The organism is Solibacillus sp. FSL K6-4121, assembly GCF_038002585.1.
GTDB lineage: Bacteria > Bacillota > Bacilli > Bacillales_A > Planococcaceae > Solibacillus > Solibacillus faecavium.
The window spans coordinates 1,564,341-1,585,691 of record NZ_JBBOCS010000002.1; the positions used below are offsets into that span (position 1 = coordinate 1,564,341).

At 36.0% G+C, this 21,351-nt stretch carries 17 protein-coding genes, 1 pseudogene and 1 other annotated feature; of the genes and pseudogenes, 6 read left to right on the forward strand and 12 right to left on the reverse strand.

Annotated features, from left to right (window positions below; genetic code table 11):
- Window positions 1–4: 4 nt before the first annotated feature.
- Window positions 5–544 (reverse strand): hydrolase, encoded by a 540-nt coding sequence (locus MHH95_RS17620; protein WP_340728633.1) that lies wholly within the window; start codon window positions 542–544, stop codon window positions 5–7.
- A gap of 127 nt (window positions 545–671) precedes the next feature.
- Here MHH95_RS17620 and MHH95_RS17625 point away from each other — a divergent pair, with 127 nt between their 5' ends.
- Window positions 672–1,148, forward strand: coding sequence for a nucleoside-diphosphate sugar epimerase (locus MHH95_RS17625; RefSeq protein ID WP_340728634.1), 477 nt, complete (start codon window positions 672–674; stop codon window positions 1,146–1,148).
- Between the two features lie 126 nt (window positions 1,149–1,274).
- Here the strand turns inward: MHH95_RS17625 and tnpA are convergent.
- From tnpA to MHH95_RS17665, 8 genes and pseudogenes are all read right to left on the reverse strand, one after another.
- Window positions 1,275–1,750: pseudogene (tnpA, locus tag MHH95_RS17630) on the reverse strand (IS200/IS605 family transposase).
- A gap of 183 nt (window positions 1,751–1,933) precedes the next feature.
- A complete protein-coding gene (pheT, locus tag MHH95_RS17635; RefSeq protein ID WP_340728635.1) occupies window positions 1,934–4,339 on the reverse strand; it encodes a phenylalanine--tRNA ligase subunit beta in 2,406 nt (801 codons plus the stop codon).
- Window positions 4,340–4,356: 17 nt separating this feature from the next.
- Entirely contained in the window at window positions 4,357–5,394 is a 1,038-nt protein-coding gene (gene pheS / locus MHH95_RS17640) for a phenylalanine--tRNA ligase subunit alpha (protein ID WP_340728636.1), read from the reverse strand.
- Between the two features lie 524 nt (window positions 5,395–5,918).
- Window positions 5,919–6,148 (reverse strand) — a binding site (T-box leader).
- Between the two features lie 68 nt (window positions 6,149–6,216).
- A complete protein-coding gene (gene qoxD, locus MHH95_RS17645; RefSeq protein WP_340728637.1) occupies window positions 6,217–6,498 on the reverse strand; it encodes a cytochrome aa3 quinol oxidase subunit IV in 282 nt (93 codons plus the stop codon).
- A gap of 3 nt (window positions 6,499–6,501) precedes the next feature.
- Window positions 6,502–7,101 carry a cytochrome (ubi)quinol oxidase subunit III gene (locus tag MHH95_RS17650; RefSeq protein ID WP_191700528.1) on the reverse strand — a complete coding sequence of 200 codons (600 nt, stop codon included), beginning with the start codon at window positions 7,099–7,101 and terminating at the stop codon, window positions 6,502–6,504.
- A complete protein-coding gene (gene qoxB, locus MHH95_RS17655) occupies window positions 7,101–9,065 on the reverse strand; it encodes a cytochrome aa3 quinol oxidase subunit I (RefSeq protein WP_340728638.1) in 1,965 nt (654 codons plus the stop codon). The genes MHH95_RS17650 and qoxB overlap by 1 nt, the downstream gene beginning before the upstream one ends.
- A gap of 36 nt (window positions 9,066–9,101) precedes the next feature.
- Entirely contained in the window at window positions 9,102–9,992 is an 891-nt protein-coding gene (qoxA, locus tag MHH95_RS17660) for a cytochrome aa3 quinol oxidase subunit II (protein WP_340728639.1), read from the reverse strand.
- 607 nt (window positions 9,993–10,599) lie between these two features.
- A complete protein-coding gene (locus MHH95_RS17665; RefSeq protein ID WP_340728640.1) occupies window positions 10,600–11,361 on the reverse strand; it encodes a TrmH family RNA methyltransferase in 762 nt (253 codons plus the stop codon).
- Between the two features lie 128 nt (window positions 11,362–11,489).
- On the opposite strand from MHH95_RS17665, the gene sspI reads away from it, so the two are divergent.
- Complete coding sequence (gene sspI, locus MHH95_RS17670; protein ID WP_340728641.1) at window positions 11,490–11,699, forward strand: small acid-soluble spore protein SspI; 210 nt, start codon at window positions 11,490–11,492, stop codon at window positions 11,697–11,699.
- Between the two features lie 268 nt (window positions 11,700–11,967).
- Here sspI and argF read toward each other — a convergent pair whose 3' ends face one another.
- Window positions 11,968–12,933 (reverse strand): ornithine carbamoyltransferase, encoded by a 966-nt coding sequence (gene argF, locus MHH95_RS17675; RefSeq protein WP_340728642.1) that lies wholly within the window; start codon window positions 12,931–12,933, stop codon window positions 11,968–11,970.
- Window positions 12,934–13,217: 284 nt separating this feature from the next.
- Here argF and MHH95_RS17680 point away from each other — a divergent pair, with 284 nt between their 5' ends.
- The 3 genes from MHH95_RS17680 to MHH95_RS17690 all read left to right on the forward strand — a co-directional run bounded on the left by MHH95_RS17680 (window position 13,218) and on the right by MHH95_RS17690 (window position 19,123).
- Window positions 13,218–13,670, forward strand: coding sequence for a CoxG family protein (locus tag MHH95_RS17680; RefSeq protein ID WP_340728643.1), 453 nt, complete (start codon window positions 13,218–13,220; stop codon window positions 13,668–13,670).
- Window positions 13,671–14,450: 780 nt separating this feature from the next.
- The gene (locus MHH95_RS17685; protein ID WP_340728644.1) at window positions 14,451–17,417 is read left to right on the forward strand and encodes a bifunctional diguanylate cyclase/phosphodiesterase; all 2,967 of its coding nucleotides are present in this window, start codon (window positions 14,451–14,453) and stop codon (window positions 17,415–17,417) included.
- A gap of 38 nt (window positions 17,418–17,455) precedes the next feature.
- A complete protein-coding gene (locus MHH95_RS17690; protein ID WP_340728645.1) occupies window positions 17,456–19,123 on the forward strand; it encodes a sensor domain-containing diguanylate cyclase in 1,668 nt (555 codons plus the stop codon).
- Between the two features lie 52 nt (window positions 19,124–19,175).
- On the opposite strand, the gene MHH95_RS17695 is transcribed toward MHH95_RS17690, so the two are convergent.
- Both MHH95_RS17695 and MHH95_RS17700 read right to left on the reverse strand, forming a co-directional pair.
- Window positions 19,176–20,264 (reverse strand): M42 family metallopeptidase, encoded by a 1,089-nt coding sequence (locus MHH95_RS17695; protein ID WP_340728646.1) that lies wholly within the window; start codon window positions 20,262–20,264, stop codon window positions 19,176–19,178.
- Window positions 20,265–20,354: 90 nt separating this feature from the next.
- Window positions 20,355–20,837, reverse strand: coding sequence for a dUTP diphosphatase (locus MHH95_RS17700; RefSeq protein WP_191700540.1), 483 nt, complete (start codon window positions 20,835–20,837; stop codon window positions 20,355–20,357).
- 90 nt (window positions 20,838–20,927) lie between these two features.
- Here MHH95_RS17700 and MHH95_RS17705 point away from each other — a divergent pair, with 90 nt between their 5' ends.
- A complete protein-coding gene (locus MHH95_RS17705) occupies window positions 20,928–21,308 on the forward strand; it encodes a sigma-w pathway protein ysdB (RefSeq protein ID WP_340728647.1) in 381 nt (126 codons plus the stop codon).
- Window positions 21,309–21,351: the final 43 nt, after the last annotated feature.

Consider the following 21,351-nt stretch of genomic DNA (forward strand, 5'->3'; position numbering starts at 1 on the left):
CCTATTATTTTACTAATTTACTGATTGCTTTAAATACGTCGCCTTTTGCTACTTGCTGCATTTCAAATAAGGCCATTTCTACGCTTGTAACAGTAGCTCCAAGTTGTACCATTTTCTGAAGACCTATTTTACTGTTAGCTGTAGTACGTGAAGATACACAATCCGCCAACACTTCCACCTCATAGCCATTAGCAAGTAAATGCGCAGCAGTTTGATAGACACAAATATGTGTTTCAATACCAGCTAATAGAATCTTCTTGCGCCCTGTTTGTTCTAAAGCTTGAACAAATTCTTCTGTATCATATGCACTAAATGTAATTTTTTCGATTGGTTTTTCATCAACTAAATGCTCTGCAATACGTTCATCGGTTGGTCCGAGCCCCTTAGGGTATTGCTCAAGCCATAAAATCGGTAACTCGAGTAATTTTGCTCCCTGTATTACATTGGCAATATTTTTTATGATAAATTCACTCTCATCAACAATTTGTGCCAATTTCCCCTGGATATCAATAAGTACCAGTACCGCTTCTTCTTTTTTAAGCATAAAAATTCCTCCCCCTTTACATCATTCTACTATATTATACTGAATATATCGGATAAAAGAATCCTATATGCTACATTGAAACGAAATAGAGTACCATGTATAGTGATAATAGAAATGGAGGATTTACATGCTACGTCTTAGTTGGCTCATAAGTTTGGGCATTAGTTTATTTGGTGTAATGATTATTCAGCACTTTTTTACGGTTAAACCAGATGATGTTGCAGATGGCGGTAATCTTGGTGCACTTGGTTTAGCGCTTGTCGCACCATTTTTATTATTAAGCTTATTTATTACATATCGTTTTTTTGTTGTAAGTGCGCGCAATGCTAAAGATCATATAATGCGTATGATCTATTTTATATTTGGGGTTGCACTACTCGTCGTTTTGATCTTTTATTCAATTGACTTTAAAGATAGTGTTTATACTTCACTTGGAGGCGACACGACTACGCCTGGCTCTGTCATCTACGGGTTTCCCGTTTTAAATGAATATACAAACCATGTCTTCTTAAATTTTTACACTTTTGGCATCGTACATACAATTAGTGGTCTATTTGGCACAATTGTAGGAATGACAAAGTCAGATAAACAAATTCAACCGTAAAATAAAAACCACCAGTCGAACTGGTGGTTTTCTCTGCGCGTGAAACGCTGGGTTACTGGCCCACGTTTAAAGACGCTCTGAAAGGTCTGCCAACCGCACTACGTTTCCGACTACCGCTAAAGCGGTTTATTTATTTTTTCTTCGATTGATTTCTTCTCCTGTGAATGGGTCAATGAATTCTTTCATCGATATTTGATCCTCTACGTAATCTTCTTGCAGTTGATTTTTTATATACTCTTGAATGACTTTTCTATTTCGACCTACTGTATCCACATAATATCCGCGACACCAGAATTTCTGGTTCCCATATTTATATTTCAGATTGGCATGTCGATCGAATATCATCAAACTACTTTTTCCTTTGAGGTATCCAACAAACGCAGACACACTTAGCTTTGGTGGAATACTCACTAACATAGTATATGATCCGGACATGCTGTCGCTTCAATAATTTCTACGCCTTTTCTTTCACACAGTTGACGTAATATTTTTCCGATATCCGCTTTTATTTTTCCATATATAATTCTTCTTCTGTATTTTGGCGCAAACACTATGTGATACTTACAATTCCATGTTGTATGTGCTAAACTTTTATTATCCATTATTGGAACTCCTTTCGTACGTAATCGGTTGACCAGACCTGATTTTATTGTACGATTGGAGTATTTTTTTTGTCCATAGCTAAAAGCTTTTTAGAACCCCCCGCATAGCAGGGGGTTTTCATTTCCATAAATAAAACCCGAATGCTAAAAAATTGCGCATTCGGGTTTTAAATATTTATAAAATTATCGTACTTCCGCGCCAGCTTGTGCTAATGCTTTTAATACTTTATTGTGCGCTGCAACTACTTCTTCGTCTGTTAATGTACGCTCTGGGTCATAGTATGTTAATGAGAATGCCACTGATTTTTTACCAGCCGTCATTTTTTCCCCTGCATATACATCGAATACTTTTACATCTTTTAATAATGAAGTGCCTGCATCTTTAATAATGCTTACAATTTCACCTGCTGGAGTCGCTATATCCAGTTCTAATGCGATATCACGGCTCATTGCTGGGAAGCGCGGAATCATTGAATAAACAAGCTCTTCTTGCGTCGCACTTAAAATGGCATTCAAGTTTAATTCAGCCACATAAGTTTCTTTTACATCAAATGCTTTTTGTTCTTGCGGATGAAGCTGGGCAATGACACCCACTTTTTCGCCATCTAATAAAACATCAGCTGTACGACCAGGATGTAAGCCATCTACTTGCGCTTTTGCATAGCCTACGCGAGATGTTAAGCCTAATTTTGCAAATACCGCTTCTACAATACCTTTTGCAACGAAGAAATCAACGTTTTTCTTCTCGCCTTGCCATGTATTATCAATCCATTTACCTGTTAATACAAGTGCCAAGTGCTCTTCTTCAAATGGAAGTTCTTCCGCAGTTTGACCAAGGAATACAGAACCAATTTCATATAATGCCACTGTTTCTGCTTGGCGGGCTACGTTATAGCTTGCCGCCTCTACTAAGTGAGGAATTAAGCTTTGGCGTAGTGTAGAGCGCTCTTCAGACATAGGCATTAATAATTTTGTCGTCTCTTCAGCTTTTAGAGCAAACTTTTGAGCATGAGCAGCAGAAGTTAAAGAATAAGTTACTGCTTGGTATAGACCTGCTCCTTCCATAACATTACGTACAATACGGCGTCCTGCTTGATATGGCGTTAAGCGGCCAACTTGATCACTCGCCGGTAAGCTTACAGGAATCTCATCGTAGCCATACATACGTGCTATTTCTTCCACGATATCTTCCGGAATTTTAATATCCTGACGTCGTGTCGGAGCATCAATGATTAATAATCCATTAACTGCTTCCACATCAAATTTTAAGCGCTCTAAAATAGACAGCATATCCTCTAAAGATATCTTCATACCTAAGCGGCCATTAATGAAGTCAGGTGATACAACTACACGGGCTGGTGTCTTATCTAACTCATCAACTAGCAATGTACCTTCCAGTACTTCTCCCCCTGCTAATTCAGCAAGTAACTGTGCTGCACGTTCCGCAGCAGGAAGGACACGGTTCGGATCTACACCTTTTTCAAAACGTGCAGAAGAGTCCGAACGTAAGCCAATTTCTTTTGAAGTACGACGTACAGATGATGGGTTGAAGTATGCAGATTCGATTACTACTGTCGTTGTAGTATTTGATACTTCTGATTTAGCACCGCCCATAACGCCTGCTACTGCTTCAGCTTCTTGACCATTTGTAATAACAAGGTTATGTGGTTGTAATTTACGTTCCTGATCATCAAGAGTCGTCATCACTTCGCCGTCACGAGCCATACGTGTAACGATTTCACCAGTTGCTAACTTGTCATAGTCGAACGCATGTAATGGTTGACCGTACTCCATTAACACATAGTTTGTAATATCGACTACATTATTATGTGGACGTACTCCCGCAGACATAAGCGCATGTTGAAGCCATAATGGAGATTCTTTTACTTCAATATTTTTCACAACTTTCGCTGCGTACATTGGGTTTGCTTCTTTATCTTCTACTGTTAATTTTAATACATCTGCCGCTTTTTCAGCTGAAGCTGTATAATTAATTTCCGGTAATTTTACATCTTGAGATAAAATTGCTGCTACTTCATAAGCAACACCAAGCATACTTAATGCATCCGAACGATTAGGTGTTAAACCAAGCTCAAGTACTGTATCACGTAAACCTAAAACTTCTAATGCATCCGCACCTGGAGTTGAATCTGCAGGTAAAACATAAATCCCTTCAGCATAAGCTTTTGGCACAAGGCGACCTTCAATGCCTAACTCTTGAAGTGAACAAATCATACCGTTTGATTCTTGACCACGTAATTTTGCCTTTTTAATCTTAATGCCTCCAGGTAATTTCGCACCTGGACGCGCTACGATTACTTTTTGACCTGCATCTACATTTGGAGCACCACAAACGATTTGTTGAAGTTCTTCTTCCCCAACGTCTACTTGGCACACATTTAATTTATCTGCTTCAGGATGCTTTTCTTTTGATACAACATGACCGACTACAACATTTGACATTCCTAGTGAACGGTCAATTACTGCGTCTACCTCAATCCCCGCTCGCGTAATTTTTTCTGCTAATTCGTTTGCTTCTAAAGAAGAAATATCTACATATTGACTTAACCATTTTAATGAAACTAACATTTATATTGTCCTCCTTCTTACACTTCTGCCTGGTGGAATTGTGATAAGAAGCGCGTGTCATTTGTATAGAAATGACGAATATCATCCACACCGTATTTTAACATTGCGATACGCTCGGCACCGATTCCGAATGCGAAACCTGAAACTACCGTTGAATCATATCCAGCCATTTCAAGTACGTTCGGATGAACCATACCAGCACCTAAAATTTCGATCCAACCTGTTTGCTTACAAACGTTACAGCCTTTACCTGAGCATTTATGACAAGATACGTCCACTTCTACAGAAGGCTCTGTGAATGGGAAGAACGATGGACGTAAACGAATTTCGCGTTCTGCACCGAACATTCTTTTCGCAAGGGCATCTAAAGTACCTTTAAGATCAGACATGCGAATATTTTCACCAATTACAAGGCCTTCAATTTGCATGAATTGGTGAGAATGCGTTGCATCGTCTGTATCACGACGGAATACTTTACCTGGACAAATTACGCGAATCGGCTCGCCTTTTTTGGCTTCCATTGTACGTGCCTGTACTGGTGAAGTATGTGTACGTAATAATGTTTCTTCTGAAATGTAAAATGAATCCTGCATATCACGTGCTGGATGGCCTTTTGGTAAGTTCATCGCTTCAAAATTATAGTAGTCTTTTTCTACTTCTGGACCTTCTACAATTTCGTATCCCATTCCTAAGAATAAATCTTCAATTTCTTCAATAACACGTGTTAAAAGATGGCGGTTTCCTGCACGTACTTTTGCACCTGGTAATGTTACGTCGATTGATTCGTTTTCAAGTTGTGCTAAAATTGCTGCCTCTTCTAATGCAGCTACTTTTTTCTCAAGCTCAGCTGTTACATTTTCGCGTACTGTGTTTACAAGGGCACCCATTTTCGGGCGTTCTTCTGCAGAAAGTTTCCCCATTCCTTTTAAAAGATCCGTGATTGGTCCTTTTTTACCTAAGTACGCAACACGAACTTCGTTTACTGCTTTTAAGTCAGCCGCATCAGTGATTTTGGCTAATGCTTCTTGTTCTAATTGCTTTAATTGTTGTTCCATTTTACAAAGTCCTCCTTATTTAGTTAGAGAATAAAGTTAGCTTCTTCAATACGTTGATTTCCATTTCGGCGGACGCTTTCCACGGGCACGGCTCCAGCCTTCTCCCTCGCTTCGCTCAGTCCGGGTGCTTCCGCTCGTGCTGTTCCCGTAGGAGTCGCCGCCTACATTTCAATCAACTAAGTATCTCCAAAAACCACAAAATTCCTACTCATTAGAAATAGCGACATAGTGCCTGCTCTGAACCCGTTGCTTTCCGTTCCGGAAAAATGCTTTCCGCGGGCAAGAATTAGAGTCAAACTTGTTTGTCTCTAATTCTTTGCGCCGAGGATGGCGGCAATTTATTGCGGCCACCGCAGAAGCACCGTCACGCTTTTCCCACAGGATGCTCTGCATGTAGCGAAAGGCTTTAGCCGTCAGCTACACTCATCGCCCTCCACTCCAAGCAACTAATGTTGGCTTTAATAAAGTTACATATACACTATAATAATCACTATTTTTGAAAATAAAAAAACCTCGTCCCCTAAGAAAGGGACGAGGACGAGTTTCGCGGTACCACCCTAGTTATTGCTTTAAAGCAATCACTTCATTGGAGCTAACGACTATGTCTAGCCGGCAATCCTTTCACCACAAGTGGCTCCCGGATGCTGCTCGCGGGGTGAACTTCGCTATACAATTTGTTAGCAAGCTTTCAGTCATGGCTTGCATTCCCTAAAACAAATGTTGTATACCTACTCTTCCCGGTCAAAGCATTTCGTAATATATTCTCCAACTAGTTTAATGTATAACTGAATACTTTTCAACTAGCTGGAGAAATTTTAACGATTACATATCCCAGATTAGAATTAATAATGTACCTAAAATAGTAAGTACGATTAAACCAAGACCGTAAATGATGTTTGAGTAGATAGCCCATTTGTCTTCTGTTTCACCAGCATGCATGAATACCATGAACTGTAAACCTGCTTGAATGAATGCTGTTACTAGCAGGATGATCATTCCAGTTGTGAATGACATATCTGTGAAGTAAACAAGCATTGCAATCACTGTTAAAATCAGTGAAAATACGAAGCCCATAATTTGGCCTATTGGAAAGAACTTTGCCATAGATTACATCATTCCTTTCAAGTAAATGAAACTGAAGATGAAGATCCAAACTACATCTAGGAAGTGCCAGTAAAGTGAGAATACGAATGCTTTACCCGCTGTTACTGAAGTCAGACCACGTTTAGCGATTTGAATCATAAGGAAGATACCCCAGAATAAACCGAATGTTACGTGAAGACCATGTGTTCCTAAAGTTGTCAATAAGATAGAAGTGAAGGCACTTACAGTAATACCTGCACCTACATGTGCATAGTGTACAAATTCATAAATTTCGACAGATAAGAATGCCGCACCAAGTAGTAATGTAATACCCATAAATGTCAACGTCGCTTTTTTACTACCAAGACGCATCGCATGAATGGCTAGACCAATTGTAAAACTTGATGTTAACAGGATGAATGTCTCTGCTAATACTGGAGTAATTTCGAAAATTTCCGCACCAGTTGGACCGTTACCTGTACGATCCACTAGTGTGAAGTATGATGCGAATAATGTACCGAATAACATAATCTCCGCACCTAGGAAAGTCCAAAAACCAAAGATTTTTAAGCTATTTTCTTCAGTAGAATACTCTAAAGGAACATTGTTATTTACTTTACCCATTATTTCGCACCTCCTTTTTTGTCATAGCTTTTTTCTGTTTCTTCCACTTCATGTTTGTGGATATGATAGCCATGGTCGTCCTCCATAGAACGGTAACCCATACAAGCTAAAATACCGATTAAGCTGATGATTGCCAAAGTAAACATACTGAATACTAGAGCGAAACCACCGATGAAGAAGAATACTGATAAAATAAATGTTTGACCTGAGTTATTCGGCATATGAATATCTTTAATTTCACCTTTGAATAACTTCGTGCCGTTTTTCTTAGAATCCCAGAATGCTTCTGAAGTTGAATCAGTTACGTCTGGAGTAATTGCAAAGTTATAGTGTGGAATTGGTGTATGTGTCGCCCACTCTAGACCACGTGCATCCCATGGATCTGATCCAATGTCGCGTGGAGAGTTTTTGAAACTGTACCAAATATTCCATACAAGCATTAAGAATGAAACAGACATAATACCAGCACCAACGAATGATACCATGTTCAACATGCTGAATCCTGTTGATTCTGAATATGTGTACATACGACGAGCTTGACCGTCTAAACCAGTAATATACATTGGAATGAATGCAAGTACGAAACCTGTAGACATTACCCAAACAGTAGCTTTACCAATACGTTCATTTAACATGAAACCAAACATTTTCGGCCAGTAGAACGTTAAACCAGCTAACATCGCATAAACAACACCAGGAATGATTACGTTATGGAAGTGAGCTACTAAGAACATAGTATTGTGGTATTGGTAGTCAGCTGCTGACATCGCAAGCATAACACCTGTTACCCCACCTAGTGTAAATAAAGGAATGAAGTGCATCGCATATAACATCGGCGTTGTCATTTCAATTTTCCCTTTATACATTGTGAATAACCAGTTGAAAATCTTAACCCCTGTTGGGATGGCAATAGCCATTGTTGTAATTGAGAAAATCGAGTTCGTGAATGCACCTTGACCCATTGTAAAGAAGTGGTGAGTCCATACAGCGAACGAGAATACTGAAATTACGATCATAGACCATACCATTGAGTTATAGCCATATAAATTACGACGTGAGAATGTCGAAATAACTTCAGAGAAAATACCGAATGCCGGTAAAATTAGGATATATACTTCAGGGTGACCCCAAACCCAGAATAGGTTGGCCCAAAGCATGTCCATACCACCATCACCGATAGTAAAGAACTTAGTATCAAATAGACGATCCATCGTACCCATAGCTAAAGCTACAGTTAGTACAGGGAATGCAAATACGATAATTAAGTTTGAGATAAGCGCTGACCAAGTGAACATTGGCATTTTGAATAATGTCATACCAGGCGCACGCATTTTAAAGATTGTCGTTATGAAGTTAATACCTGTCAATAACGTACCAAGACCCGCGATTTGCAGCGAGAGCATGTAGTAGTTTGTACCAACGGATGTACTGAACTCATTACCCGCTAATGGGAAATAAGAAGTCCATCCTGAATCAGGTGATCCACCGATAATGAATGAGATATTAAATAATCCCATACCCATGAAGAATAACCAGAACGCTAAGTTGTTTAAACGTGGGAACGCAACGTCACGTGCCCCGATTTGTAATGGTACTAAATAGTTAAAGAAGAAAGTAATGAATGGCATTGCCATGAATAAAATCATTACTACCCCGTGAGTTGTAAATACTTCGTTATAGTGTTGTGCATCTAAGAAGCTGTTTTCTGGAACAGCTAACTGTAAACGCATCATTACAGCATCGACACCGCCGCGGAATAGCATTACTAAAGCGACGATTAAATACATGATACCGATTTTTTTATGGTCAACAGTTGTAATCCATTCACGCCATAAGTAACCCCATAATTTAAAGTAAGTAACAACAGCTACTAACGCGATACTTCCTAAAACTATTGAAGCCATTGCGATATAAATCAAGGTACTTGGGTGTGGAACTGCAAACTGTGCAAAAAATTCCGACATAGTAGTTACTCCTTTCAAAAGTGCTTACTTTCAAAATTAATGTGAAGAGTGATCCTCTTCTTCTTTTTCATCATCTTCATCTGAAGAATCGTGGTTGTGTTCAGGAGCTGGTGAGAACTCTAAATGAGTACCTGTATAAGTTGACTTACCAAGATGACCTGGCTCCAATAATTCTTCAAACTTTTCTTCTGTTAGAGGTGCAGCTGTTTCATGAACTTCTGTTACCCACTCGTCAAATTCTGCTTGCGTTAAGGCCGTTACATCAAATATATTTTCTGCTGTACCACGACCTGAGAAGTTCGCGTTACGTCCCCAGAATTCGCCTGGGTTATCAGCAGCTAAATGTAAAGTTGTTACCATGTCTGCCATCGCGTATTTCTGACCACCAAGTTGTGGAATCCAGAAACTTGTAATTGGACCGTAAGAATAAAGTTTAAATTCAATAGCTCGTCCAGCAGGAATGTATAAGTAGTTTACTGTTTCAATTCCTTGCTCTGGGTAGCTGAAATGCCATTTCCAGTTGGATGATGAAGCATAAATTACTAATGGCTCCTGATCTTCGTATGCTTGAGGAACATTTTCTACAATATAGTTACTCTTTACAGATACGAACGATAAGAAAATAACGATAATTACAGGAATACCAATCATAATTGACTCTACAAGCCAGTGACCGTGAATGTGCGGTGGCTCATAATCTGGACTTTGTTTTGAAGCGCGGTACTTAACTAACATAAACACCATAATTGCTAATACTGCTAGAACAATCCCTGACATTAGATAAATTAATAACATTGTGTCGTCGGCTTGTCTTTGAGCTTGAGGACCTTTAGGATCAAGTACTGCTAACTTGTCGTTACAGCCTGCTAATAAAATAGCTCCTAGTCCCATGAAAGAGATTAATGTTCCCTTCATATTTACTTTCATAGTTGGACTCCTTTCCAATTAAATAAAGCTTGTTAGATCTTGCTTAAGCGCTTTCATCTGAGAGCGAAAATAAAATAGTGAAAATAGTGCAATTCAATTGAATAAATTCACTTACAACTTTTAACACTATGCATATAGTGTTAAATATAATGGATAATCCCCCAATCCATCATTACCAAGTAGGAAATTTAGATTGAAGTCCATAATTAACAGTTTGCACAATTTTTTCGAAAGCATTATTTTATTTTTTCGTGCGGCAACTTCAAGCGCTTGTCTAACCTACTTAGATTTTAGTTAAACAACAAATAAGTGTCAAAACATCAAATTGGAAAAAACCCTTAATTCTTACTATTTTCGCGCTTTTATTTATTGGTATTTTAAAATAATAACGAAAAATACAGTAAAACCGCGCAATTGCGAGCGAATAAACAGCTCGATTTCAAAAATGACATTTCTATGAACATAATGAAGTAATTCTTTTGGGACTAATCAGAAAAATACATTTGCCCTATTTCACTGGATTTATTTACATAATAATGCCTTTAAATGCCAAAAACACAAGGGTTTCATAGGTGAAATACTATGAACCCCTGTGTTTTTTATTGTATTATTTAACAAATGCATATAATAAAATTCCAGTAGCTACTGCTACGTTCAATGATTCTGCACCACCTAGAATCGGAATAATAACATTTTGGTCTGTCTTTGCCAAAATTTGCGGATTTATACCGCTGCCTTCATTCCCTACTATTAGTGCAAATGCATCACTTTTTTCAATATCTCTATAGGATATTGATTCTTCCAATGAAGTACCGTATACACGAACTCCATCTGCTTGTAAATTTTCAATCCATTCCATTAAATCTCCTCGGATAACAGGAATATGAAAATGTGAACCCTGTGCAGAACGCAATGATTTCGGATTAAATGGATCGACACAACCTTTCCCCAAAATGACAGCATCTATTCCTGCTGCATCAGCAGTGCGGATCATTGTCCCGATATTGCCTGGATCTTGAACGGCATCGACTAAGAGAACTTTACGCCAATCATATTGTTCATCCTCTGAAATTGAGCGCTGTTTACAATGTGCAAATACACCTTGTGATTTTTCTGTTTCTGCAATTTCCTTTGCAACTGCTTCGTTAACGTATACTATTGTCACATCATCAATTGCCCATAATAAAGGTAAATCAACGCCTTCTCGAACAATAATTTGAACAATTTGCTCTTTGTGCTTTAAAGCTTCCTCTACTAAATGGAAGCCTTCTACTATATATTCTTCTGTTTTCTCCCGCTCTTTACGCTGAGTAACAAGCTTCTTCCAATGCTTCACTAGACTGTTTTGTGTAGATTCTATTCTTTTCATAATTTCCCGTCCTTTTTCAGTACTCGAAGTTACATTCTATCATAAATTTTTCGTAATCTATACCGCAATGCAATGTATAAAGTTGATAAATTGGTACAAAGTATGGGAAAAGGAGGTTTCATATTTATATGGATTTTCAAATTCGGCAAGCTATCACTGCAAACGTAATGGGTTCAGATGCAGCAGAATTTCAGGATATTGTTAATGATGCAATTGCACGAGGTGAGGAACATTTGTTACCTGGACTCGGAGTATTTTTAGAAACATGGTGGAAAAGCGCAAATGAAAATGAGCGCAATGAATTCACCCAAAAATTGGCCCAACAATTTGTTAATTAAAATTAGTATGACCCATTATTAGTATATACAGTGATTTTTAAATAAAAAACAAAAAGCAATCTGGCGTCTCCCAGATTGCTTTTACTATGTAGCGATGAAGCATTCCATCTTGAATACAAACATCACTTGTAATCCTGCTATAAATCGTCACAGCGTCTCCCGTTGTTATTCATATTGGACTACTACATAATTTGCTCGCCCTACCTGCTTGCAAATCTGTACGAAAGCAGATGTGCCTGCAACCCGCAGGACACCATCTCCTAGATCTTTATGCTAATAAAGATACTAAAACTGCTTTTTGAGCATGCAAACGATTTTCCGCCTGCTCAAATATATAGGAATTTGGTCCATCAATAACTGATGTCGCAACTTCTTCCTCACGATGTGCCGGTAAACAATGCAAGAACATATAATCTGGCTTAGCATGCGCAACGAGTGCGTCATTAATTTGATAACCAGTAAAATCTTTTAATCGTTTTTCCGTTTCTTCTTCTTGCCCCATCGAAGTCCATACATCAGTGTATATGGCATCTGCATTAGTTACAGCTTCTACTGGGTCATGCGTTACAAATACTGTCCCACCATTTTGGGAAGCAATGTATTGCACTTTTTCAATAATATTCTCATTACATTCATATCCTACAGGAGTAGCAACGGATACATGCATTCCTACATGTGCAGCAGCAACGATAAGTGCATGCGCCACATTATTGCCATCCCCAATGTATGCTATTTTCAATCCTTTTAGTTCACCTTTATTTTCGGCGATTGTTTCAAGGTCCGCCAATGCTTGGCAAGGATGATCGATATCTGTTAAACCGTTAATAACTGGCACAGTAGCATACTCGGCTAACTCTTCAACCATTGCATGGGAATTAGCGCGAATCATAATACCATCCAAATAGCCGGACAAAACTTTTCCAGTATCTGATATTGGCTCTCCGCGTCCAATTTGCATATCCCGGGCATTCATATACATCCCATAGCCACCTAATTGTTGCATACCAACTTCGAAGGATACACGAGTACGAGTTGAGCTTTTTTCAAAAATCATACCGAGCGTCTTACCTTCCAGTAGACGTGGACATTTTCCCGCTTTAGTGATTATTTTTAGTTGTGTAGCGAGTTCAAGCAATTGCTTTACTTCCTCACTTGTATAGTCAAGTAGCGTTAATAAGTCTTTTCCCTTCAGACTTTCAACAGGCTTTAATTGAACCTCTTCCAATAATTTCATATAACACACCTCTGTAAGCTTTATATTGATTTTCATTATACATATGCATAAATATAAAATCAAGCGAATTAATATAAATTTTTATAATTAATTAAATTATTCAATAATTATACATATTCAGTAGTTAGACAGTTATGATAAAAAAATTACTTGAACGACAATTTTTAGTTCACAGATAGAAAATTATTAATTTACCATTGAATTCCCATTCACTTTTAAGCATAATATTTTAAAGAACTGTTTTTTGTGAAAATTCACTTAAAACAAAATAAGGAGGAATCATTATGCCAAATGCTACACATACAGTTGATTTACCAATATCTAATCAAGTTACATGGGACTTTTTAAAGGATTATAATAATTGGGCACCATTAATGCCCGGTTATATAGCCCATGAAGTACAAAATGAATCACAGTTTACGTGGATTTATTTAGCGGATTTAGGCTTTACGAAAAAGACGATTAAGTTACAGGTTGATATGAAAGAATTTACTGAGCTGTCTGAAGTAAACTTCGACTTAAAAGGGCTTTCTGATAACTTTGAAGGCAGTGGCTACTTTAAGATTTCTGAAAACAGTAATGATTCTGTGCAAGTGACTGGCAGTTTAGATTTATCTGCAGGTGGATTTATGGGCATAATGATTAATTCTGTATTAGAAACCTTCGTACCCCAAGCAACTAAAGATTTAATCAATTCCATTGAAACAAAACTCACGGAGTTGCATAGTGTAAAGTAACTGTAAAGTGAGTTCAAAAGAAAAACATTAATTTTTCCTTTCGGAGAAATTAATGTTTTTTTACTTTTGCTTCAATTACTACGTGTTAGGGTAATACATTAAAAATTTAATTTCCTCATCAAATTCACTGTATATAATAACACATAGATTATTTATAAATACTGTCTTTACAGTGAGTTTCATCTTCTGGTAACTACTGCAATCACTCATGTTTTCATAAATTCCTTCTCCTGCACATTTTGAGTGACCTCTTTCCTCGTCCAAATCTCAGAAAATGCTGTTCCTTCTTTTACTTTTTGTTTTCATCTTTATGCAAAATCCAGCCATGCACCTTTCTCGCGAATTATATAGATTAACGTATCATCTTTATGTGACCAATCTATTAGAGATATATAAGGTTACCTATTTAAATCTTTTAGAACGGCAACATTAGATAACCGCCCTTTAATTAATTCAATTGCCCAAATTTCTTTCGGCTAAAAAAACGTTATTTCTATATCATTTAAATTACCACCTCACGAGTAAACATAGTCTATTTTTAATGTTTTTATTTTTAATAATATCCAATAAATAATACAAAATACCTAATAAATTTTTATTTTATTACTATATTTATATAAAAACTAAAAAAATGATTCAATATAAATGGTTATTTTATAATGTCTACGGGTAAATATAACATAGAAATTTATTAGGTAAAGTAACCTTTGATTTTTATATCAAATTATTAATAGTTATGATATTCTGATGATTCTAAAAATTAAGAACTAAGGAGATTTTATGAGGAATAATAAAAAAGTTAATAAACTGAAGAAAATATTCACTAAAAAGGATAGCATACCTAACACTAGTTTTAACCAGAACCATAGTATAAATGATCTCCTAAATTATTATTCATCTCTTGCCATTTATCATCCCGACTTAATTGTTATATTTTCAAGAGATGCCGATATTGTTACTTTAGATAGTAAAAAAGCTTCTTCTTTATTTGGAATAACGATCAATCATAAAAATAAGCTTAAAGATTTTTTATCTGAACAAAACTACGATCTTTTATCCTCTATTTTCCTCAAAACTCTGAATGGAAAATCAGAAAAGTGCAGTATTGAGGTGAAAAATAAAAAAGATAAGAGCATGTTTCTTGCTCTTACCTTTATACCCATTATTAATAATGAAGAAGTTGAGGGTGTTTATTTAATTGTTACTAACATTTCCGATAAAGTAAGGTTAAAAGAGCAACTAACATTAAATGAGAAACATTTGAATTATGCACAGCAAATTGCAACAGTCGGTAGTTGGGAATATCAAATTAATGAGGACAAACTATTTTGCTCAGAAAATTTTTACAACATTTTCGGACTAGAGCCTGACAATTACATAAGTATGGAAAATCCATTTAAATTAGTTCATCCACACGATAAAGAAGATGCATATGAAAAAGTTAGAGATGCTATGATTTATGGCAAAAACTATACAAATCAGTTCCGTATTGTACATGGCAAAACATTAGAGTTAATGTATATAAAAGTTCAAGCAGAAGTTTTTTATGAAGATCGTAAACCTTCTAAAATCATCGGTGTAATTAAAGATGTAACCTATGAAACACAACTCGAAAATCAATTAGTTGACCAAAATGAAAATTATAGAAATATTTATAACAATTTATCCTCCGGGATATGGATGCGTGAAACAATAGGTGGGAAATTTTTGTTTGTTTCGAAAGGATTGGAGAAAATTTTGGATATTCCAGTTTCAGAATTGTATATCAATCCAAAATCTTGGTATGACATGATTCATCCAAATTCCATACCTAAAATAGAAAGGTGTATGAAGAAGCTAGAAGTAGGAGAAGGCTTTAAAACTATTTATCAATTTCAAAGTAATAACGGGAAAATAAAATGGTTGCTAGAAGAAGTTGTTCCTAAGATTGATGAACACGGACAAGTCACTAATATATTTGGCTTAGTTACTGATGTTACAAATGAAATGGAAATTAAAGAAAAGTTAATTTATTTAGCAAATTTTGATGATCTCACTGGTCTCCCCAATCAAAAAAGCCTTTTCCAACAAATGGATCTCATTTGTAAAGATGATACACCGTTCGCTATTTTCTCATTAGACCTAGACCGGTTTAATATCATTAATGACTCACTAGGCTATTCGATTGGCGATGAAGCATTAAAATTTATTGCTAACCGGTTTGTAGAATTGACTCCAAAAGATGGTTATTTAGCTCGTTTAAGTAGTAACGATTTTATTATGATTTATAAAAATTTCCATGATAAAGAAGACGTATATAACCTTGCAAGAACAATTATAAAAAGAATTAGCGAGCCATTTATAATTCAAGACTACGAATTATACGTCTCTACTAGTATCGGCATCACCTTTTTTCCTGAGGAAGGACGAGAAAAGCATATTTTATTGGAAAATGCCCATACAGCTCTCTATCAGGCAAAACGGGAAGGAAAGAATAAATATCAACTCTCTTCCCACCTAGCTGATATTTCATCATATAAAAAATATGTTTTAGACCGAGATATGCGAAAAGCGATTTCAAATCAGGAATTTGAATTATACTTCCAACCTCAAGTTGATTCAAAGCAAGAGTTTATTTGTGGTGCTGAAGCATTGATTCGCTGGAATCATAAAGAGTGGGGAATGATTTCTCCAGGTGAGTTTATCCCGCTTGCAGAAGAAAATCATATGATTAATCCCATCACAGATTGGGTTATTCAAAAAGTGTGTTCTCATCTTTATGAATGGAAAGCAAAAGGTTTACCGATAAAACCTATTGCAATTAATATACCACCAGCACGGTTTCTGAAAACGGACTTATTGCAATTTGTTAAAGAACAAATTGAACAATATCAAATTGATCCTTCTTTTCTTGAGTTTGAAATAACCGAAAGTACGATATTAAATAATGAAATAGGAATCTATTCTATAATTCAAAGTTTAAAAGAACTGGGTATACGTTTTGCAGTAGATGATTATGGTACAGGTTATGCTTCATTAGCATCTATACGTCAATTTAAACCTGACACATTAAAAATCGATAAATTATTTATTCAAAATATTACACATGAAAATGGTGTTGATAGGGGGATTATCTCTGCTACTTTACATTTGAGTAAACTGTTAGATATGAAGGTAGTCGCAGAAGGTGTCGAAGAATTTGATCAACTTAGTTTTCTCAAACAATTAGAATGTGACGTTATACAAGGATACCTTTTTTCTAAACCTGTTCAAATTAATGAATTCGAAAAACTTTTAACAATTGGTTATTTAAAGCCTAAAAAAACTAATCGAAAGCCACTTATTAATGAACGAAGACGTTTTTTCCGATTCGAATTTTCTGTTCCGCTACTGGGGCAAATGACTATCAGTGAAGTGAACGGAAATAAAGTTCAATTAGGTAATACTCCTATTATTGTTGATAATATCAGCTTGGGTGGCCTAAAAATACACTCTAATTTAAAATTGCCAATCAACACTAATATGAAATTTCATATTAGATTTACTCTTTTATATGAAGAATTTGAATTAAGCGGAGATTTGAAGTGGGTGAATGAAGAGGATAACGGTTTGTTTTCTTACGGAGTAGCTACTACCTTAAACCGCTTAGCAGAAGATCGATTAGCATCTGTTATAAACAAGTTAAGTACTTTACGTAGAAACAATGAAAAAATTCCAGGTACAGAATTTGTCTATGAAGATATCCAGACTTATTTTAGAAAAGAATAATATAAAATTGGTGCTAATAAGTTAGGAGATGTTACATTTTGAATAATTTTTTTAAGGAAGTTCTAATGGACGGTATCACTGATATGATTTTTGTTCTTGAAGTCGTTAATAATGATGATTTTCAGTTTCAGTTTATTAATAAAGCCGCGAAGGAACGTGTTGGTCTAACAAAAGATATTATTGGTTTAAGTCTTAAGGAAGTTGAGAAGCGATTAGATAAAGCAGAATTTTTATATGAACAATTTAGAAAAGTTGTTATAAGTCAAACTAGTTTTACGTATGAAGATACTTATGAAATTATCGAAGAACGACAAAAAAAGCACTATTTTGAAACGGTTTTAACACCGCTATTAAACAAACAAGGTTTAGTCGATCGAATTGTTACAGTTGTACGAGATATTACAAAAGAAAAAGAAACTCTTTCTTCTGTGAAGGAAATGGCAAGTAATGCTATAGAAAACAATGAACGTTTCCATTCATTATTTTTTCATAATACAGATGGCATTTTTATTCTAAATAATATGGGTTATATTACAGATGGAAATGAGGCAAGCGAGAAAATTACTGGCTATAAAATTGAAGAAGTAGTCGGGAAATCCTTTAATATGCTAGTACAATTACAAGACATAGAATTAAACAGAATTATTGATGATGCAATTAAAGGAACAACTAAAAGCTACAACATAATTATTAAAAATAAAAGTGGAGACTATGTAAATATCCTTTATAAAATTGTACCGCTTATCGTGGAAGGTGTCGTCATTGGACTTTACGGAATCTTAAAAGATGTAACAGACTTGATGAAAAATATTGAAAAGTTAGAGGAAAGTGAAAATCGATTTCGAATTATTGCAGAAAACGCCAATGATTTAATAACACTCGTTAATAAGGATGGTAAAATTATTTATGTCTCCCCTTCCTATCAAAATGTATTAGGCTATCAAAGTAACGAATTTCTCGGGAAAGATTTTGTACATAATATTCATCCTACTGATCAGGAACGCATAAAAGATGTAGCTAAGAAATCAATACAATCAGGGGAAGCCTTCACTATTGAATTCAAACAGAAAAATGCGAATGAAGAAATGCTCTGGTGCGAATCCATTGGGAAACCAGTTTTTAATCATAAAAATGAGTTGCAGCATTTAGTCATACTTACAAGAGATATTACTTTAAGGAAAGAGTACGAATCTAAACTTAAACATTTTGCTTATCACGATGCTTTAACGGAACTTCCGAATCGTCTTCTATTCAATAAACGATTTGCATCAGCTAAAAAACAGTTTTTAAACAAAAACAATGGTTTAGCAATAGTTATTTTAGACATAGATCATTTTAAAGTAATTAATGATACTTACGGCCATGATATAGGCGATGCAGTTATTAAGGAGTTTGGAGCTCGAATCCAACAATCTATTAGAAGTCATGATACTGTGGCAAGAATGGGTGGTGATGAATTTGTTATTCTTTTACCCAACATACAGAATATCGAAAATGCCGTTGAAATTGCGAAAAGAATTAAACATAAAATGCAGCAACCATGGAAAATCAAAGGACAAAAATTAACGGTTACTACAAGTATGGGGATTGCAATGGCGACATTTTCTCAAAAAATCACTAAATCCGATTTAATTAAAAACGCAGATATTGCATTATACGAAGCTAAAAATAGTGGTAGGGATAATTATAAGTTATATATAAAATAAAAAAATTGGTATATTCAGGAAAGGTTGAACCCTTCCTGAATACACCCTTTTACTACTCAAACGTAATTTTATTTACTGTCTCACGATCTAATCGCTTGATTACTTCTACGATTAGTTTTACGGCATTATCATAGTCATCACGATGTAAAATACCTGCATGCGAGTGAATATAGCGTGTAGCAACACCGATTGCTAATGATGGAACACCGTTTGCTGTAATATGAATACTGCCCGCATCCGTGCCTCCGCCTGCCATTGCCTCGAATTGATATGGAATGCCCGCTTCTTCTGCCACATCAAGTACAAATTCGCGTAATCCTGTATGAGAAACCATCGATGCATCAAATACAACTATTTGTGGACCTTCACCCATTTTTGAAGTAGATTCTTTTGATGTTACACCTGGCGTATCTCCAGCAACACCTACATCTACTGAAAAACCGATATCTGGCTGTACTTTAAATGTTGATGTTTTTGCACCGCGCAAGCCGATTTCTTCTTGTACATTCCCTACACCGTATACGATGTTTGGATGATTTTCGTTTTTTAATGCTTTTAAAACATCGATTGCAATGGCACAGCCAATACGGTTGTCCCATGCTTTAGCCAAAAGATGCTTTTCATTTTTCATGACATGGAATTCAAAGTACGGCGTAATCATATCCCCTGGACGTACTCCCCACTCCATCGCTTCTTCTTTGGAAGTAGCACCGATATCTACGAACATCGATTTAATATCCACTACTTTGTTGCGGACATCTGCCGGTAAAATATGTGGTGGTTTTGAACCGATAACCCCAATAATTTCTTCCCCTTTACGTGTTGTAATTGTAACACGTTGAGCAAGCATAACTTGACTCCACCAGCCGCCCACTGTTTGGAAAAATACAAAACCTTTGTCATCAATGCGAGTTACCATAAAGCCAACTTCATCTAAGTGGCCAGCAACCATAATTTTTGGACCATTTTCATCGCCCACTTTTTTTGCAATTAAGCTACCTAAGTTATCAGTTTCTATCTCATCTGCAAATGGCTCAATATACTTTTTCATTACTTCACGTGGAGCGCGTTCGTTTCCTGGAATTCCGTTTGCATCTGTTAAATCTTTAAACATTTGTAATGTAGCATCTAGCTTTGTCATGTGGATATCCCCCTAATAGTTACTCTTACCTATTATAGCGCCAATATTTCGAAATGTGAAATAGTTTATTGCTGACTAATTAAAACTGTTTTAATAGCCATTACGTTGACGTTCATAGTTTTTTTCATTTTTTAGTTTATATGCCTCTATAATATCCTCTACCGTGAAACCTAAATTGTAGGCAATTAAGCTATACTGCGTCCAAATGTCTTTATAGTTTTCCTCTGTTTGGTGCTGCAGGAAGGTAAGAACCGTTTGTGTTGCCGTAATAAAACACTTTGTTAAATCCGCTTTCTCCATTACAACGGGCCATTCATCCAGTTTAAAATCACGCATATACCCAAGTGATAGCATGAAATGAATTGAATCTACAAACTCCTCCAAAATAACATTTCGCTCCGACGGACCTTTTGTGGACCAAAATTTAAAACAGCGCGTCTCATTTGCCAACTCTCCAAGCTCAACCAATAGCGCGAGTCCTTTTTCATCAAAAACGTCATGTTGTATATTTTGTGTTTCTTCAATATACCGGTCAAGCTGCTTCTGCATTTCAAATAATTGACTAAATTCCATAATAAAATCCCTCTTTTGCTAAAAATATTGAAACTTTTTCTACTACTTAATCGTATAGCAGAGAAACACCGCTAGCAAGGAGGAAGTTTTATGGCTATATTAATACGGTTTGCCATTATCCTTCTCATCATTTACATATTTTACAAAGGGGTACGCTATTTAACTGACCCGAAGCGTAAATTAGATGAGGCCTATGAAAATGGACACTATTATTTTTATGATGATGTAAAGAACATTCGGAAAAACTTTTTCATTACGTATAAAGGAGCATTATTTGAAGGTGAAAAATATTTAGGTACGACTGAAAATGCATTTGATGTCGTCAGCATTTTCGTCTTCGTCCATGATTCGATGAAACTTCAAGGCTTCACGAAAGAGGATTTTTTATATTTAGAAAAAGAAATTTTAATGAATTATCCTAACGCGAAAATTAACTGGAAAAACCCAATTGAACAATTAATGCAAGATTGAATACTTTGAACGAATCAGGGTGCTACATTAAACTGTAGCACCC